This window comes from Microseira wollei NIES-4236, from assembly GCF_020521235.1.
Taxonomy (GTDB): domain Bacteria; phylum Cyanobacteriota; class Cyanobacteriia; order Cyanobacteriales; family Aerosakkonemataceae; genus Microseira; species Microseira wollei.
In genome coordinates, this window is record NZ_BLAY01000026.1 from 17169 (window position 1) to 33878 (window position 16710).

Annotated in this window: 14 protein-coding genes; 9 read left to right on the forward strand and 5 right to left on the reverse strand. The window is 47.1% G+C overall.

Features of this window, described 5'->3' with window-relative positions:
- The first annotated feature begins 26 nt into the window (after positions 1–26).
- The 6 genes from MiSe_RS10560 to MiSe_RS10585 all read left to right on the forward strand — a co-directional run bounded on the left by MiSe_RS10560 (position 27) and on the right by MiSe_RS10585 (position 7120).
- Complete coding sequence (locus MiSe_RS10560; protein WP_226578542.1) at positions 27–1352, forward strand: DUF4910 domain-containing protein; 1326 nt, start codon at positions 27–29, stop codon at positions 1350–1352.
- A gap of 56 nt (positions 1353–1408) precedes the next feature.
- Positions 1409–2137 carry an SDR family NAD(P)-dependent oxidoreductase gene (locus MiSe_RS10565; RefSeq protein ID WP_226578545.1) on the forward strand — a complete coding sequence of 243 codons (729 nt, stop codon included), beginning with the start codon at positions 1409–1411 and terminating at the stop codon, positions 2135–2137.
- Between the two features lie 98 nt (positions 2138–2235).
- Entirely contained in the window at positions 2236–3642 is a 1407-nt protein-coding gene (locus MiSe_RS10570) for a calcium-binding protein (RefSeq protein WP_226578548.1), read from the forward strand.
- 472 nt (positions 3643–4114) lie between these two features.
- On the forward strand, positions 4115–5443 hold the full coding sequence (gene iscB, locus MiSe_RS10575) for an RNA-guided endonuclease IscB (RefSeq protein ID WP_226578550.1): 1329 nt from the start codon (positions 4115–4117) through the stop codon (positions 5441–5443).
- A 35-nt stretch (positions 5444–5478) separates the two neighbouring features.
- A complete protein-coding gene (locus MiSe_RS10580) occupies positions 5479–6237 on the forward strand; it encodes a peptidylprolyl isomerase (protein WP_226578552.1) in 759 nt (252 codons plus the stop codon).
- On the forward strand, positions 6215–7120 hold the full coding sequence (locus MiSe_RS10585; RefSeq protein WP_444980482.1) for an MvdC/MvdD family ATP grasp protein: 906 nt from the start codon (positions 6215–6217) through the stop codon (positions 7118–7120). The genes MiSe_RS10580 and MiSe_RS10585 overlap by 23 nt, the downstream gene beginning before the upstream one ends.
- On the opposite strand, the gene MiSe_RS10590 is transcribed toward MiSe_RS10585, so the two are convergent.
- From MiSe_RS10590 to MiSe_RS10605, 4 genes are all read right to left on the reverse strand, one after another.
- Positions 7117–8040: a hypothetical protein gene (locus MiSe_RS10590; RefSeq protein ID WP_226578556.1), complete on the reverse strand. Its 924-nt coding sequence runs from the start codon at positions 8038–8040 to the stop codon at positions 7117–7119. The genes MiSe_RS10585 and MiSe_RS10590 overlap by 4 nt on opposite strands.
- 390 nt (positions 8041–8430) lie before the next feature.
- Positions 8431–9939: a M16 family metallopeptidase gene (locus MiSe_RS10595; RefSeq protein WP_444980481.1), complete on the reverse strand. Its 1509-nt coding sequence runs from the start codon at positions 9937–9939 to the stop codon at positions 8431–8433.
- Positions 9940–9983: 44 nt separating this feature from the next.
- Positions 9984–11255 (reverse strand): RNA-guided endonuclease InsQ/TnpB family protein, encoded by a 1272-nt coding sequence (locus MiSe_RS10600; protein ID WP_226578562.1) that lies wholly within the window; start codon positions 11253–11255, stop codon positions 9984–9986.
- A 388-nt stretch (positions 11256–11643) separates the two neighbouring features.
- Positions 11644–13194 (reverse strand): M16 family metallopeptidase, encoded by a 1551-nt coding sequence (locus MiSe_RS10605; RefSeq protein ID WP_226578565.1) that lies wholly within the window; start codon positions 13192–13194, stop codon positions 11644–11646.
- 198 nt (positions 13195–13392) lie between these two features.
- Here MiSe_RS10605 and MiSe_RS10610 point away from each other — a divergent pair, with 198 nt between their 5' ends.
- The gene (locus tag MiSe_RS10610; RefSeq protein ID WP_226578567.1) at positions 13393–14007 is read left to right on the forward strand and encodes a TetR/AcrR family transcriptional regulator; all 615 of its coding nucleotides are present in this window, start codon (positions 13393–13395) and stop codon (positions 14005–14007) included.
- A 45-nt stretch (positions 14008–14052) separates the two neighbouring features.
- On the opposite strand, the gene MiSe_RS10615 is transcribed toward MiSe_RS10610, so the two are convergent.
- Positions 14053–14499 carry a DUF4332 domain-containing protein gene (locus MiSe_RS10615; protein ID WP_226578569.1) on the reverse strand — a complete coding sequence of 149 codons (447 nt, stop codon included), beginning with the start codon at positions 14497–14499 and terminating at the stop codon, positions 14053–14055.
- Positions 14500–14581: 82 nt separating this feature from the next.
- Here MiSe_RS10615 and MiSe_RS10620 point away from each other — a divergent pair, with 82 nt between their 5' ends.
- Together MiSe_RS10620 and MiSe_RS10625 are read left to right on the forward strand one after the other, a co-directional pair.
- Positions 14582–16039, forward strand: a complete 1458-nt coding sequence (locus tag MiSe_RS10620) for an aminopeptidase P family protein (RefSeq protein WP_226578571.1) — start codon at positions 14582–14584, stop codon at positions 16037–16039.
- Positions 16040–16152: 113 nt separating this feature from the next.
- Positions 16153–16668, forward strand: coding sequence for a helix-turn-helix transcriptional regulator (locus tag MiSe_RS10625; RefSeq protein ID WP_226578573.1), 516 nt, complete (start codon positions 16153–16155; stop codon positions 16666–16668).
- The last annotated feature ends 42 nt before the right edge of the window (positions 16669–16710 follow it).

The following is a 16710-nucleotide window of genomic DNA, read 5'->3' on the forward strand; positions in this document are numbered from 1 at the left end:
TTTCCTCAACGAACGAAGGTTTTTAGATGATTGCACAAGAAACACAGACCCATAAAACTGGAAATACAACAGAGTTTGGGTTCCAGATGCATCAGCTGATAGCTGAACTGTATCCGATTTGCCGCAGCATTACAGGGAATGGCGTTCGAGAAACTCTCAGAATTCTCCAAAAGTATATTCCCTTAGAAATTCACGAAGTGCCGTCGGGAACTCAAGTCTTTGATTGGACGGTTCCTCAAGAGTGGAACATCAAAGACGCCTATATCAAAAATGCACGAGGCGAGAGAGTTGTAGATTTCCGCCAATCCAATTTGCACGTCGTCAGTTACAGCGTGCCGGTTAAAAGAAAGATATTTTTAAGCGAATTAAGCAAGCACTTGCATACTCTGCCGGATTACCCGGACTGGATTCCTTATCGAACTTCCTATTACAAAGAAGACTGGGGCTTTTGTCTGAGCTACAAGCAATATTTGGAATTGCAAGATGATGAAGAATATGAAGTCTGCATTGACTCTTCTCTAGAGGAAGGTTATCTAACTTATGGGGAGTTTTTCCTCAAAGGTGAAACAAGAGAAGAAGTGCTGATATCGTGCCATGTCTGTCACCCGTCTCTTTGTAATGACAATCTATCGGGAATTGCGAGCGCTGTCTTTTTAGCCCAACATTTGAGCCAGCTTTCCAGGCGATATTCCTACCGATTTATCTTCATTCCCGGCACGATTGGTTCGATTACCTGGCTTTGTTTAAATGAGGCACAAGTTCCCAAGATTAAACATGGCTTAGTATTAACTTGTTTAGGCGATTCGGGGAAGTTTACCTACAAAAAAAGCCGCAGAGGCGATGCCGAAATTGACAAAATTGTGGCTTATATCCTCAAAAATTCGGCTCAAGAGTATGAAATTGTAGAATTCTCTCCCTATGGCTACGATGAGCGACAATATTGCTCGCCAGGATTTAATCTAGCTGTGGGTTGCTTGATGCGATCGGCTTGGGGCAGTTTCCCCGAATACCATACATCGGCAGACAATCTGGATTTCGTCCAACCCCAATATCTGGCAGATGCTTTTGCTAAATGTCAGTCGATTTTACAGGTGATCGACCAGAATAAAACCTACCTAAATCAAAACCCAAAATGCGAACCGCAGCTCGGCAAACGAGGTCTATACGGCTCGGTCGGCGGTCAGAAAGATAAGGAGCTAAATACAATGGCTCTCTTGTGGGTTTTGAATTTGTCCGATGGCAACCATACCCTGCTGGATATTGCCGAAAGGTCGGGAATGGCATTTGCAGAAATTAAAAATGCTGCGGATGCATTATGGGCGAATGATTTGTTGAAAGAAAAGGAGGAGTAGGAAAAAATAAAAGACCTTTTTTTCAGTCAGTTAGAGCGGGAGGTTATTGATAAATTATGAGCGCGATCGCTAACCAAATTGCAGTAATAACGGGAGCCAGTAGCGGCATCGGCAAAGCGATCGCTTTTGGAATCGCAGCCCAGGGTGCTACTCTCTGCTTGGTGGGTCGCCGCAAAGAAAGCCTGGATGCTAGCGCCCAAAGCATTCGAGCAACTTCCCCCCGCTCAAAAACCTATCAGGTCGATCTGACGCGGGACGAAGAGATTGAGCAGCTGAAAGCTTCTATTGAGCAAGATTTTGGGCAAGTCCACATCTTAGTTCACAGCGCTGGTGTTTTCTCGATGGGGGCAATTGAAACATCTCCCGTTGCAGACTTGGACAGGCAGTACCGCGTTAACGTTCGCGCTCCTTACCTCCTGACTCAAGCGCTGCTACCCATGGTCAAAACTTGCCGGGGTCAAATCGCCTTCGTCAACTCGAGTGTAGGCTTGAATGCCAGAGCAACGGTGGGGCAGTATGCCGCCACCAAACACGCCCTCAAAGCGATCGCCGACAGCTTGCGAGAAGAAGTGAATCAAGACCAAGTGCGCGTCCTCAGCGTCTTTCCCGGACGCACTGCCACTCCCTTACAAGCGATCGTTCACCAGCTCGAAGGTAAACCCTATCACCCCGAACGCCTGATGCAGCCAGAGGACGTATCTGCCGCAGTCACTTCAGCACTTTGTTTACCTCGAAGTGCTGAAGTGACTGATATCAGCATCAGACCATTAGCGAAACCTATGTAGTCAGAGAGCTGAGCTAATGCAGCTCTTGCGATTGCGCTCAGCTCAGCGCCAAAGGCGATCGCACAGCTCAATTTCAAAACAAAAGGAGATGAGTCACCATGCCTATCTTAAACCCAACTGATTCTCTGATTGCTCCTGCTGCGACCGCGCCCAGCACAACGCCGGAGGAGATCGCAACCCCTTCTAACGGCAGCAGTTCTTTCGTCCATGTGATGTCGTTCGTGAATGAACAGGGTGCTGGTAATATGAGCAATATGACAGCTGCCTCCCCCACAGGACAAACCAGTAACGGTCATGGAGAATTCATTCTGGGAGCGACATCCAGTAGTGTGGGTGGTTCAGCCAGCGCCTCTGCAGGCTCTCCCCCAAACACCAGCGCTACAGCCCATACATCAGGCCAAACTGATACTAATCCGAGCCAGAACGTCTTCGCGACGCAGCCGGTTAATAATTTGATTGACCTAACCCCCGTCGGCGGTGACTCACTTGCATCGATCGCCAACAATAATTCCAGCCCAGTCAGCAATACTTCTAGCTCGTTGGTGGGTAATACTCGTGCGCGTAGTACTACTGAGGCAACCCCAACTTCTGCCAACGCCTCCACCCAAACTCCCCCCGTTACCCAGGCTACAGCTAGCCCACCAGCACCAATTCCCCCGGTTACCGAGGCTACAACTAGCCCACCAACACAAACTCAGAATAATTCGAGTCAGGAAATTAACTCAGTCCCATCGAATAACAGCGCTACTTCGCCCTCCGACTCCACAGCCACTTCCAGTAGCGGTAACCCCTCTGACAACGCTTCTACCCAAACTCCCCCGGTTACCGAGGCTACAACTAGCGCACCCGCAGAAACCGAAACCAATCCAATATTAGAGCCACCGCTCAACGTGATGATAACCTCTCCCAGCGACAACCCCATAATCGTAGGGACGGTAAGTTGGGATCTAATTATCGGCGGGACGGATGACAACCAGCTGTTTGGTAACGCCGGCGACGATCTGTTATTTGGAGAAGGTGGCGACGACTTGATCAACGGTAACCAAGGTGACGATAATGTCAACGGAGGTGATGGCAACGACATCTTGCGCGGTGGCAAAGCGAACGATTGGCTCAATGGCGGCGACGGTAACGATTTCCTCATCGGTGACTTTGGTGTCGATACTTTGATTGGGGGTAATGGTGGCGATACCTTTGGACTGAGAACCGAGACGGTTAACCCTACTGCTGACCCGCGTTTGGCAGATGTAATCGTCGATTTTAATTTAGCTGAAGGTGATAGGATTGCTTTAATTGGAGAAGTATCTTTGGCTAATATCGTCCTTGAAACAATTGATTTCAATGGCGACGGTCAAATTAACAACGCGATTAACCCTACCACTGGGGCTGATGCTACTTTAATTAAACTCGGCCCAAATCCCGCAGACGGCATCTTAGCTGTAGTCTTGGGCACCGTTGATGCCACAGGTGCAACCAACCTCAATATTGCTGATTTTATAATTTGATCCACCCAAGTTTTGGGTGTAAGTAGGTAGGCGTTGAGCAACAAAACTATGTAACGGTATGTAAATCTAGCTCAAAGCTTAATTCAGGTGAGCTGGAAGCGGTTTACAAAACTAAACATAGATGGCTTTGATTGCGCCTACCTACTTAGACCCTTCTCAAACCAATAGAACAGTCAGCACCCCGCTCTAAAGATGCGGGGCATCAGGCTCTAAATCTTTAGGTAGCTGACCAGCTTAAGTCCTGGAAACAGGGAAACGAAGTTTGGGGCAAGCGTTAAAGAACCTACCAGGAGATGCGTGCTAGTCTCCTGACGGCAGTCGCTCATGGGGGTTTCCCCCAAGACCGCGCTGCCTCCTCTAGAACCGAAAAGTTAAACAGTTTTACTCGGGGTAAGACAGTGCTTTTTAGATAGTTACCGACCCCAAACAAAAGCGCGCGCTAACTTCACGGGAAACCAGTAGAGACAAAACAATGTCTAAACAAAATTATGTTTTCGTTCTTGATGCCAACAAAAAACCACTATCACCTTGCCGTCCAGTTACAGCTAGGAAGTTATTGCAGGCCAAAAAAGCAGCTGTTTTCCGTTTATTCCCTTTTGCAATCATCTTGAAAAAGGTAGTAATAGCCGAACCAGAGCCTATCACAATCAAGATAGATCCTGGGTCGAGGATAACTGGAATAGCCTTGGTTCAAGGCAATAAAGTCTTATTTGCTGCCGAATTAACCCATAGAGGGCAAGCAATCAAACTCAGTCTCCAATCGCGCCGTTCTCTGCGTAGATCGCGGCGAAATCGTAAGACTCGCTATAGAAAAGCGAGGTTCTTAAACCGTAAAAAACCAGATGGTTGGTTAGCCCCGTCATTGCAACATAGAGTGCAAACAACTATTACTTGGGTTAACAGGTTTATTAAGCTTGCGCCCGTTAAATCGATCGTTCAAGAACTGGTCAGGTTTGACTTGCAGCAAATAGAGAACCCTGAAATCTCAGGTTACGAATATCAGCAAGGCACGCTGCATGGATACGAAGTGCGCGAATACCTGCTCAATAAATGGGAAAGAAAATGTGCTTATTGTAACGGTGAAAATATTCCATTACAAATTGAGCATATTCAGCCTAAATCCAAGGGTGGAACTAATCGCATCTCGAATCTTTGCCTTGCCTGTGACAAATGCAATCAAAAGAAAGGAGCTAAAAACATTGAGGAGTTTCTAGCTAAGAAACCAGATGTCCTTAAGCGAATCTTGGCGCAGGCAAAGCGTCCTCTTAAAGATGCTGCGGCAGTCAATTCAACTAGATGGGCGTTATTTAATCGACTCAAACAAACGGGGTTAACTGTTATTACTGGTTCGGGTGGCTTGACTAAGTTTAACCGGAATCGGTTAAATTTGCCCAAGTACCATTGGTTGGATGCTGCTTGTGTTGGTCAAGTTGAGTCGCTGGATTTACTTACGCATCAGCCTTTATTAATTAAGGCCACTGGGCATGGAACCCGCCAAATGTGTCGGACAGACAAATTTGGTTTTCCATCGCGATACGTTCCTAGAAACAAATTCGTTAAGGGGTTTCAAACTGGAGACATCGTGAAAGCAATTGTCTTATCAGGAAAGAAGGTCGGACAATATTTGGGCCGTGTAGCCGTTAGGTCAACAGGCTCCTTTAATATCTCAACTTCTTCTGAGATAGTACAAGGAATTAGCTACAAATATTGTCGAATAATTCATCGAAAAGATGGTTATAACTATGCTTTCAGTAGCCCTAGGGCGGTTCAAACCGCCGTGTCAACTTCATCCGCGAGTTAAAACATCGCGGTTTCCGTTTTCCCGTGAGGTTTTAGATGACTGACTTGACTAGACCATCTATAGAGGCTGATGAAATGGTTTTTTACCTAAAAAAAAACCTGCAGCTGAAGTTTGTCAACCAACAGATTTTATCTCAAAAAATCATCGAAAAAGCCACTCAGGAAAGAGGCATAACAGTCACGGCAGAAGAAATTCAAGCTGAAGCCGACCGCATCCGTTATGAAAGGCGATTGGAGAAAGCTTCACAGACATTAGCCTGGTTGGCAGAAGAGATGATCTCGCCGGAGGACTGGGAAGCTGGAATGCGCGATCGCCTGCTGGCTAAAAAATTAGCTGAAAGCCTCTTCAACCGCGAAGTAGAAAAAACTTTTGCCCAAAATAAACTGGATTACGAGCAAATATTACTCTATCAAATTGTTGTACCGTACCAAAAGTTGGCTCAGGAACTCTTCTATCAAATTGAGGAAGAGGAAATCAGTTTTTATGAAGCGGCTCACCTTTACGATATTGACGAGAGGCGTCGGCATCTTTGCGGTTACGAAGGAAAGCTTCATCGTTGGAGCTTAAAGCCAGATATAGCTTCTGCTATATTTAGTGCCCAACCCGGAGAGTTAATCGGCCCCTTGGCAACCGAACAAGGGTATCATCTTTTTCTAGTTGAAGAATTTATTCCAGCCGAGTTAACCCCTGAAAGATCTAAAGAAATTATTGACAAAATGTTCAAACAGTGGTTATCCGGCGAACTCAACTATGTACTGCACAACCAAAGCGATGAATATCTTAATTCTGGGTAATTCTGAAGATGCCCATGCTGCCCATTTAAAACAAACTCTGACCCAGGCGGGTGTGACGGTAGATTATTTAGATACCCGTTTGTTTCCGACTCAGTTACGCCTGTCTTGGCAACCAGATACTGGAGTGGGGTATTTGACTCTGCCTGGAGGCAGGAAATTAAATTTTTCAGAGATTCGCAGCGTATTTTGGCGTAGTTTTTCTGGCGTTAACGTCCCCTCGTTAAACGACCCAGATCGGCAAAGAATCGCAGTCAACGATGCAATGAGTGCTATGCGAACGCTCTTGCAAGCTATCCCTTGCCGTTGGGTTAATTCCTGGCAAGCTTACCAGTTTCACAAAGAAAAACCGCTCCAGTTGCATAAAGCTAAGCAAATAGGAGTCAAAATTCCAGCCACCTGGATTGGGAACGATCCGGAACAAGCGATCGCATTCGTCCAGTCTCAAGAAAAAGCAATTTTTAAGCCGGTCTATGGAGGCGCTCATACCCAATTTATCACCCAAGACCATTTAGATCCCAAACGACTCAATTTAACTTTAAGTCTGTCTCCAGTCACCATACAGGAATATATTCCCGGCACTAACATCCGCAGCTATGTTATTGCCAATTCAGTTTATTCTGCCGAAATTCGCAGTCCTTCTTTAGACTTTCGGGAAGACTTAGAAGCTGAATTAATTCCCGTCGAGTTACCCGACTACATCCAACAGCAGTGTCTCGCCATTACCCAGGCATTCATGCTAGAATGGACTGCAATTGATTGGCGTCTAAGTCCCCAAGGTGAATATGTATTCTTAGAAGCCAATCCCAGTCCCATGTTTCTCCACTTTGAACGGCAAACAGGTTTTCCCATTACCCAGGAATTAATCCAGCTGTTGCTCGATTAAACTTTGTCGGTCCCAGTTGAAAATAACTTGCTTTGTTGGTTAAGTTTTGATTTAGCTCCCAAGAAAGCGCCTGTCATTCCAAAGCCGAGAAGTAAAGCGAATGTATTCGATGGTTCAGGAGCTTCGACAGTGACTTGATTTGTTTTTGTTTCGATTAAAAGTAGACGAGTATCGCTCTGGAAAGAACGCTGATACGACCCATCAAACGAGGCTTTGACAGATTCTTTATAGATGCTGCCAAAATCAGTGAATTTTTTCGTAAAATTTATATTGATGTTTTGGCTTTTGTTGTAACCAAAAACATCTTCTGATGGCTTCGCGTATGCACTCGTTACTATGTTACTAAAGACTGAAAAAGAGTCTAAGACACTCTGATTGGTGATGTCGAATAAAACCAAGGATATATCTCCGCTGGCAGTAGCCTTTTCTCCAAAGGGATTTCCTACGAATGTAGACAGCTCTAAAAAAGCTGTGAAATCAAAAGAAAAAGTTTCACCAGCTTTTATGGAGAAATCACCAGCAACTTTAGCTTCACTTTGTGCCAACCCAAAGTAGGTGTTACCGCTGCCAGAAGCTTTATTACTTGTTAAATTGGAGGAAGAAAGGGGGTCTTTAAAGAAACTTGCAAAAGCCTCAGCCTGTGCAATAACATTTGTGCCACTAACCGAAGCACGACCCTTAGCTGAAGTCAGAATACCATTCGTAATAACTGACATTCCAGGCTCTGCAATTGCCTCAACGCTATCCTCAGGTAAAGTCGGAACGTTTTCGGGGCTTTGACTATAATAATCAATTGTGAATACCGATCGAGATCTAGCCAAGCTAGCAGCTATACTGGGCGAGGCGGCAATGCCCAAGCTGGTGACTAAGGTCGAAATGAATAACAGCGCACTCTTGGTCAAACCTAATTTTTGTTTCATCCTGTTCTCCTTTTACAATCGAGGTGTTAACATCGGTTTCGACGAGAGGTATTTGAAAATGACGAGAGAAAATCTAATCCCATAAAAAAATGATATCTACAATACCAATAAAACTATATAAAGGTTAAGTAAAAACACAAGCACATTTGATAAAGTTTTTGTAAAGTTTTGGACAATAGATTATATTTTTACTTGACAACTTACGTGAATTTACTTATAATACTCAAGCTAGGAAGCGCTCTTCAGTATAAATACGGTGTGGTCATTTAGCAATTAGTGATATGAGTGAAAGTACTGATGACCACATCCGTAAAAATCTGACAAAGATAATTGGGGCGCGCGCTCTGGCTGCTAAAATTAAGTGAAGAAATTGGCTGCCGATTGTGACTCCTACCCACCTGGCTGCGCTGCCGGAATGGCGATATCGATGGGCGTTACTCGTTGGGCTAAGCTAGTCAGCGGCGGCTTAATATCAGTGAGATTACCTACTACTAGCGTAACGATGTTCTGTGGTTTGAGGTAATTGCGAGCAACCCGCTGCACGTCTGCTGCGGTTGTTGTTTCTACCGCACGCTGGTAACGGAACAGAAAATCAGCGGGGTAACGATAATATTCGTAGCGCATCAACCGCGATAAGGTTTGACTGGGGTCTTGAAAATTGAATACAAACGAGTTCATTACCGAGTCTTTCCCATAAGCGAGTTCCTGGGGCGTTACGGGTGAGGTTTGCAGGCGCTTAATTTCGTCAAAGATGGCTTGAATAAAGGGTACCGTGGTTTCGGAACGAGTTTGTCCACCTGCAACGAAAGTACCGGGGTAATCAAAGCGGGGACTCCAAAAACCGTAGACGCTGTATGCTAGACCTTGACGCGATCGCAAGTTATTAAACAACCGCCCCCCAAATCCATTCAGCACGTTATTTAACACATCCAGCGCCCCATAGTCGGGACTGTCAAACCTACCGCCGAGATGTCCCATTTGGATATAACTTTGCGTCAACTCGGGTTGATTGACAAAAAATATCCCTCCCTGGTTCGCTTGCGATACTTGCGGTAGCGGCGGAACTTGCAGTTGCGGATTCCTTTTCCAGTCGCCAAACTTTGCTTGGATCAGATCGCGCATCTTTTTACTGTCAAAATCCCCCACAATTCCCAGTATCGCGTTGTTGGGGTGGAAATATTTCTGGTAAAAACTCACCACGTCTGCGCGAGAAATATTATCCAGCGTGGCGTACTCCTCGGTGCGGGCATAGGGACTTTCTTTGCCGTAAATTACTTTTTGGAATTCCCGACTGGCAATTGCTTCTGGGTCATCGTTGCGACGGGCAATGCTACCTTTAACTTGCACTTTGGCTAAATCTAGCTTGTCTTGGGGAAACGCAGGTTCCCGTATCACTTCCGCAAACAGCCCAAATACTTCCTCTATATCTTCGCTGAGGGCGCTAAAACTGGCACTTCCCGAAGTACTGCCAATACCAGTTTCCACCGCCGCCGCCCGTTGTTCTAATAACTGGTTGAGTTCGTCTGGAGAATGCTTGGTTGTACCGCCACTCCGCATTACAGTCCCGACTAACCCTGCCAATCCTACCTTGTCTGCCGGTTCGGTGCGATCGCCCGTGCGAAATATTGCCATTCCCCCCACCAACGGCAAGTCTTTATCTTCCATCAGATACACCACCATCCCGTTGTCCATCTCGTACCGGGTGTAGGCAGGTATCTGAATTTCTGGAATCGGCGGAAACGATAATTCAGTGTAATGTCGCGCCGCCTGTGCTATTGCTGGCGTGCGCCACAGCAGCAACAGCAGCGCTGTTACTAGGATTGGGGCGATCGCTTTTACACCCCGCAGCAGCCAACTCGGAGCTATTTTTGATTTGAGATTGGAATGCATCTGTGACATCCTCCTACACTGACTCTTACGAGTACAGTGTAGGCTTCCAAACCTCACGATCTGGCATTCCTAGTTTTTCTCTTTCGAGGTTTCGTCTCTGACCTAGATGGAGTTTCCTCCACCCCCGGCAGACCGACTGCATAGGCGTTTTCTATTCCGCAGCGTCCCTGCGTACTCAATTGCTCTAGACCGCGCAACCTGATTACTTCTGATGCGGCGTGGTCTCTATCGGTTTCATACCCACAACCATCACACTTATGAACCCGTTCGGAAAGTTCTTTCTTGCCCGTATGTGTTCCACATTTAGGGCAGGTTTGAGACGTGCCATCTGGATTGACACGGGCAAAGTAGACTTGATGTTTCTTGGCTACCCATGCAAGCTTATTGAGAAACTGACCAAAAGCGGCGTCAAGGGTATGCTTTCTCAGCATTCCCCTAGACATTGCTTTTAAGTTCAAGTCTTCAACAAACACCATTCCGATACCTTCCTTGGTACACAAATGGTTAGCCAGCTTGAACTGCCAGTCTTTCCGAACGTTAGCGATGTGGTTGTGGAATTTGGCAATCTTGATTCGAGTTTTCTCGCGGTTTGATGAACCCTTTTTCGTTCTGGCATACTTGCGTTGCAGTAATTCCAACTCGCGGTACAAGGATGTCAAGAATCGGGGTCTAGCAATCAACTCTCTATCCGAGGTTGTCAAAAACTTGGACAATCCCAGATCAATACCCAGTGCATCTCCATGAGGTTGGGCGTCTGGTATCGATACATCAGACTCTATCGTGACAACTACTTCCCATCTATCCGCTTTCTTCAATACCCGTGCTTGCTTGACCACAAAACCCTCTGGGATCGGTCGATGCAAGTTGATAGGCATTTTTCCAACTTTGGGCAGACCTATCTGCCATCCCGTAATCGGATTGGTTTTGAATTGAGGAAACAGCATGGACTTGATTTGTCCAAACTTCTTGAAACGAGGAAAGCCAAATCCCCTTTCTTGGAAATAGTTCCAAGCGTCATGCAATCTGCGAATTGTAGTTTGCAGAACCTGAGAGGGAGCCTCACCCAATTCGGGGAATTCCTTCTTTGCTTTGGGAAGTGCGTTCTGTTGTGCGTAATAGGTGGGAAATGGCTTGTCCACTGGAATGATATATTCTCGTTCCAACGAACAATAATCCAAACTACACTTACGCGAATTCACCCAATCTTTGATTTCCCGCAAAGCGTAGTTGTACACCTTGCGAGATATCTCCAGCCAATGCAGCATCGTCTGCTCTTGACTAGCATCTGGATAAATTCGGTAACAGTAGTTCACGATCAGAGTCATATCACTGATTCTAACACAGATATACTGGTCTATAAACTTACATTTGTTGCTGATTTTACCGGGTTTGACCGGGTAAAATCAGCTTGGGGAGCGAGTGTGGTCTTGGGGGTTTCCCCCAAGACCACACTCGCGTGGATGTCCATGTATCCCACGCTGAATCAAAGATTACAGCGTGGGACTTATAGCCTCCCCCAAACCCCCACCACAAGTTAACCTGTTCTCTGCTGTTTTATTTTTTGTACCGGCAAAATGAAACCAATTGGTCTCAAAATCTTTTTGTCTCACCGTATTTTGTGTACCATTGATACACAAATTTTTTCTTTGTCGGCAAAATGAGACCAATTGGTCTCAAATTTTGTCCCCAATTGGGGATAAAATTTTTCAGACCTCATCCCTGTTTGGGTAAAAGGCGTCCGATGGTGCGGTTAGAGGGTTGGAAGGTGGCGTTAGCGACGCGCTGGATATCGGCGGGGGAGATATTAGCGATCGCATCTAACTGCTGAAACAGATTTTTCCAAGATCCGGTTTTGACCTCGTATTCCAGCAATAATTCAGCCATGCCGGAATTGGAGTTGAGACTTCGCAACAACCCTGCCCGCGCCTGAGTTTTTACCCGTTGCAACTCCTGCTGGGAAACGGGTTCGGTTTTGAGGCGGTCAATTTCTGCCCGCAACGCCGTCGCCACTTCATCTACGGTATGCCCTGGTGCAGTTAAAGCATAAAACAACATCAAGTTGGGATACTTATCTCCCGGATAACCGCTAAAACCTTGCGCCCCTAGCGCCACTTGTTTTTGTACGACCAAAGACTTGTACAAGCGAGAAGTGCGCCCATCGCTGAGAATGCTGCCGATTAATTCATAAACTACGTGATCCGGATGATTCATCGCCGGACGGTGGTATCCTTCCAAATACCAAGGCTGGGAAGGCAAGCGCAACGTTACTTCTCTGGTTTCGGTTTGCTTAGGTTCTGGGGGGATTTGGTTGGTGGAAGCGGGTTTCGCTTGATAGCGACCAAAATAGATCTCAGCCAGACGTTTAACTTCAGCTGGTTTAACATCGCCCACCACAGCGATCGTTAACTTACTGGGGACGTAGTGGGTATCGAAAAACAGCTGCACATCTTCCCGCGTCAAATTGCGGATATCTTCGTCATAGCCAATCACGGGACGCCGGTAGGGATGCACCTTGAAGGCGACATCGGAAAAGGCTTCCATCATCTGACCGATGGGGGAATTATCCGTCCGCAAGCGTCGTTCTTCTAAAATGACTTGCTTCTCTTTATAAAACTCGCGAAAAACGGGAAAGAGAAATCGTTCCGACTCCAAAGACATCCACAGTTCTAACTTATTCGCGGGGAAACTGTAGAAATAGCGAGTCGCATCGGTGGAAGTATTGGCATTGAGTCCGACTCCCCCCGCCTGCTCTACAATTTGTCCTAGTTCGTTCTGCTTGACATAACTAGCAGCTTCGGCTTCCACTTTTTGAAATTCTGCCTGCAACTGGGCAAGTTCTGCTTGCTTACCCGCCGATGACGCCGCCCGAATTTGGGCATCGAGTCGATCCAAACGGTCTAGCAGGGGTTTTTCAGCTGCGTAATTTTTAGAACCGATGCGCGTAGTGCCTTTAAACGCTAAATGTTCCAGAAAGTGAGCCACACCCGTTTTGCCATTGGGTTCGTCCGCACCGCCTACATCAGCATAGGTGAGAAAAGAAACCACGGGGGCGCGGTGTTGTTCTAAGACAATAAACTTGATGCCGTTAACTAGGCGAAACTCGGTTACCCGCTGCATGACGCGATCCAGATAAGGCTGAATCGATCCAGCAGGAGTGGATTTAAAATTTACCGTTGTCGGGATCTCGTTGCGCGCTAGGGCGGGTGTGGATATTAGTCCCCACCCCAACACAACGGCAGATAGAAACGCTATGAGAGTTCGCATTTGGTCAGTGGTCAGCGATCGGTGGTAGGTACTAGGTACTGGGTACTAGGTACTAGGTAGTAGATTTTTTCCCACTACCCATTACCCATTAGGGAAATCTATTAACGATGTATTAAGGTTACGCGGAGTAACCACTTACTGCTTAGAAAATAAAGCTACCAGCTTTTGCTGCGGTCAGCCCTATCAACGTGGTTATTTATGGGACTATTGAAACGGCCTCCTTTGACAGAAGACGCTACGCGCACCCGCATTATCAAGGCAGCCCAACGGTTGTTTGCCCGCCAAGGGTTTGACGGCACGACGACTCGCGATTTGGCGATCGCAGCTGGGGTGGCAGAAGGTACTTTGTTTCGCCACTTCCCGAATAAAAAGGCGATTTTGATTGAGGTGGCGACTCTGGGATGGGTAGAAATTCTCACCGATTTACTGACCGAACTCAGCGAAATGGGCAGTTACGAGGCGGTGGGGCAAGTCATGCGGCGGCGGATGTTCAATTTACAAGAGAATGCGGATTTGATGCGCGTTTGTTTTATGGAGGCGCAGTTTCACCCAGATTTGCGCGATCGCGTCCAAACCGAAGTCATTGCTAAAATGACCGACGTGGCGGAAGCTTTTTTTCAAACGGCGATGGATAAAGGCATTTATCGCCGGATGAATCCCAAGATCGTTGCACAGGTTTTTGTGGGGATGTTTGCGATCGCTGGTTTCAGTCACAATACCATCATGGCACCGGGTGCTTCCCCCCAAGACATCAAGGAAATGGCTGAAGGCATCTCCGATATTTTCCTGCACGGGGTATTAGCTAAAGGTTAATAGCTAATGGCTAATCGCTCATAGCCAGAAAAAGGCAGTTAGCCATTAGCTATGAGCGATTAGCATTCGGGCTTGTTTTATCCACCCTTGTACTTCCTCCATAGAAGGACACAAGTCTCTACGTTGCATCGTGGCTACGTGCAAGCGCAAAATTTGTTGGTGCAATCTGTGAACCGGAGTTTGAGTTAGTTGACTAACCGAGGCAATACCCGCGTGCAATAATAGCCCGCAGTATTGACAACCAACGCTGGGTATGCTAGATAATTCTGCCATCGCTACCCACTTACTGACGTGGTGGGCGTGAACCTGCAATCGACTGGCGAGTGCTTGCTTAGTTTCTGGTGTTCGAGTTGCTGCAATCAGCTGTGCTGTCGTGGTAATACCGCATTCATTAAGTTTTTGACCATCGGTATCGCTCAATCCAGGGAGTGCAAGGATAGGCCAGGTACGGGGTTGAATGGGGATTGACGCCGCCTTGAGTTTAGAAGACATAGCTGCTATTCGCGTTGTTTGATTCTTCTGATATCCTGTCAGGAGGTGATATCTTTCGCTTAATAAAATCTTACGCTCACAAATGATGCTGACCCAGAGCGACCGTCTGACAGACACAATACTCTTCGGCAAAAGCTTGCGCTTGAGTGACCTCCCAGAGAACACGATTCCCCGCACTTCTCTGGCAGATACTCTCCGCAAGCGGCGGCAGCGACTGGCTAAGCTTGTTAATTTCCCAGTCATGCTGTGGTCGGGATGTCGCCCCTCGCGCAATTTTCCCGACAACCGCTTTCCGTTTCGGGCTAGCAGTCACTTTTTATACTTTGCTGGCCTCCCTTTAGAAAATGCTGCCATTCGCCTAGAGGCAGGCAGGTTAGAGTTGTTCATGGATGAGCCAAGTCTAGACGACGCGCTCTGGTATGGAGAAAAGCCTACACGAGATCAGGTGGGTCAGCTAATTGGGGCAAATGTAGCTTACCCGATGAGCGACTTGTGGACGCGAGCTTATGGATGCGCGACAATTCCAGTCCAAGATGTAATCGTACAGCAGCAACAGTCGAATCTGTTCAACCGCTGGTTGTTTTCGGCAAAGCATCTGAGCTGGATCGATTGGGAATTAGCTTACGCGATTGTCAAGTTGCGACTGTGCCACGATGAGGGAGCAATCGCAGAAATTCGCAAAGCAATAGCTATAACAATAGAAGCCCACAAAGCCGGAATGTCTGCATCCCCAGGCGCTAAAACCGAAGCCGAGATCCGGGCGGCGATGGAGCGCGTCATCATGGCAAATAACATGACAACGGCGTATTCCAGCATCGTCACGGTTCAGGGCGAAGTCCTCCACAACGAACACTATTCTAACTCAGTGCATCACGGGGAATTGCTGCTGGCAGATGTAGGCGCTGAAACGCCGATGGGATGGGCATCTGATGTCACGCGCACTTGGCCTGTTTCTGGGTGGTTTTCCCCTTCTCAGCGCCAAATTTACGAGGTAGTACTGGCAGCGCACGATGCGGCGATCGCTCAAATCCGCCCCGGCGTAGAATATCAAGACATTCACATGACCGCCGCGACTGTGTTGACGGAAGGGTTGGTGAATTTAGGCATCCTCAAAGGCGATGTAGAAGAATTGGTAGAAACCGACGCCCACGCCATGTTTTTCCCCCACGGCATCGGACATATTTTGGGCTTGGATGTCCACGATATGGAAGATTTGGGAGATTTGGCGGGGTATGAGATGGGGAGGACTAGGAGCGATCGCTTTGGTTTAAAATACCTCCGTTTAGACCGCCCCTTAAAAGCTGGAATGATAGTCACAATTGAACCCGGTTTCTATCAAGTTCCGGCAATTTTAAACTACCCCGATCGGCGCGCCAAATATCAAGATGTGGTCAATTGGGAGCGTTTAGAACAATTTAGCGACGTGCGGGGCATTCGCATCGAAGATGACGTTCTAGTTACTGAATCTGGGTGCGAAGTATTAACTGCTGCATTGCCAACCGATCCATCCACCATCGAGCGTATGGTTAGAGGGTGGTAAGGACTAGAAGCGATCGCGTCTTGATGGGATTGCGATCGCTCCCTTTTAGGGGTAGATGGTCGAATTTTGCTACCTTTAAATTTGTCACCTAGCGGAGATAACAACTAGATAACATGAAGAAGGAGGGCAGCAAGTACCAGCCACTCCTGGATTTTTTGCGTGGCAGCAACCAAAACGAAGTTATCCTAACCTTTGCTGAAATCGAGGCACTGATCGATAACTCGTTGCCCGATTCAGCCAAATCTCAGCGTGCGTGGTGGAGCAATCGCAGCAAAGGTGCGCTGCAAGCTTCTGCCTGGATGGACGCTGGCTATCGCGTTGAAAATGTCGATTTTGAGCGGCAGTCGGTGACATTCCGTCAATTTACAATTAGCCATCAAGTACAGCGCTTAGATGGGAACGTAGTTTGGAATAGCAGCTCGATCAAATTGTTGCGTTTCCATATGGGATTAACACAGGCAGAGTTTGCAAAACAGCTAGGTGTGCGTCAGAAAACGGTTAGCGAGTGGGAAAATGGGCTGTATGCGCCTACTCGTTCTAAGTCGAAACATTTAGACTTAGTTGCCAAGATAGCTGGATTTGGGAACGAAGGAAATTTTGAAACATGGAACGAGGATATTGACATATAATTGAATTAACGCCTAAATTGTCATATAGTATAGCTGGTTCTG

Coding starts and splice junctions, on each gene's coding strand:
- MiSe_RS10615 (WP_226578569.1), bottom strand. CDS start 14,499: ATGTCTTCTAAACTCAAGGCGGCGTCAATCCCCATTCAACCCCGTACC.
- MiSe_RS10620 (WP_226578571.1), top strand. CDS start 14,582: ATGATGCTGACCCAGAGCGACCGTCTGACAGACACAATACTCTTCGGC.
- MiSe_RS10595 (WP_444980481.1), bottom strand. CDS start 9,939: ATGTCACAGATGCATTCCAATCTCAAATCAAAAATAGCTCCGAGTTGG.
- MiSe_RS10610 (WP_226578567.1), top strand. CDS start 13,393: ATGGGACTATTGAAACGGCCTCCTTTGACAGAAGACGCTACGCGCACC.
- MiSe_RS10590 (WP_226578556.1), bottom strand. CDS start 8,040: ATGAAACAAAAATTAGGTTTGACCAAGAGTGCGCTGTTATTCATTTCG.
- MiSe_RS10560 (WP_226578542.1), top strand. CDS start 27: ATGATTGCACAAGAAACACAGACCCATAAAACTGGAAATACAACAGAG.
- MiSe_RS10625 (WP_226578573.1), top strand. CDS start 16,153: ATGAAGAAGGAGGGCAGCAAGTACCAGCCACTCCTGGATTTTTTGCGT.
- MiSe_RS10605 (WP_226578565.1), bottom strand. CDS start 13,194: ATGCGAACTCTCATAGCGTTTCTATCTGCCGTTGTGTTGGGGTGGGGA.
- MiSe_RS10600 (WP_226578562.1), bottom strand. CDS start 11,255: ATGACTCTGATCGTGAACTACTGTTACCGAATTTATCCAGATGCTAGT.
- MiSe_RS10585 (WP_444980482.1), top strand. CDS start 6,215: ATGAATATCTTAATTCTGGGTAATTCTGAAGATGCCCATGCTGCCCAT.
- MiSe_RS10565 (WP_226578545.1), top strand. CDS start 1,409: ATGAGCGCGATCGCTAACCAAATTGCAGTAATAACGGGAGCCAGTAGC.
- MiSe_RS10580 (WP_226578552.1), top strand. CDS start 5,479: ATGACTGACTTGACTAGACCATCTATAGAGGCTGATGAAATGGTTTTT.
- iscB (WP_226578550.1), top strand. CDS start 4,115: ATGTCTAAACAAAATTATGTTTTCGTTCTTGATGCCAACAAAAAACCA.
- MiSe_RS10570 (WP_226578548.1), top strand. CDS start 2,236: ATGCCTATCTTAAACCCAACTGATTCTCTGATTGCTCCTGCTGCGACC.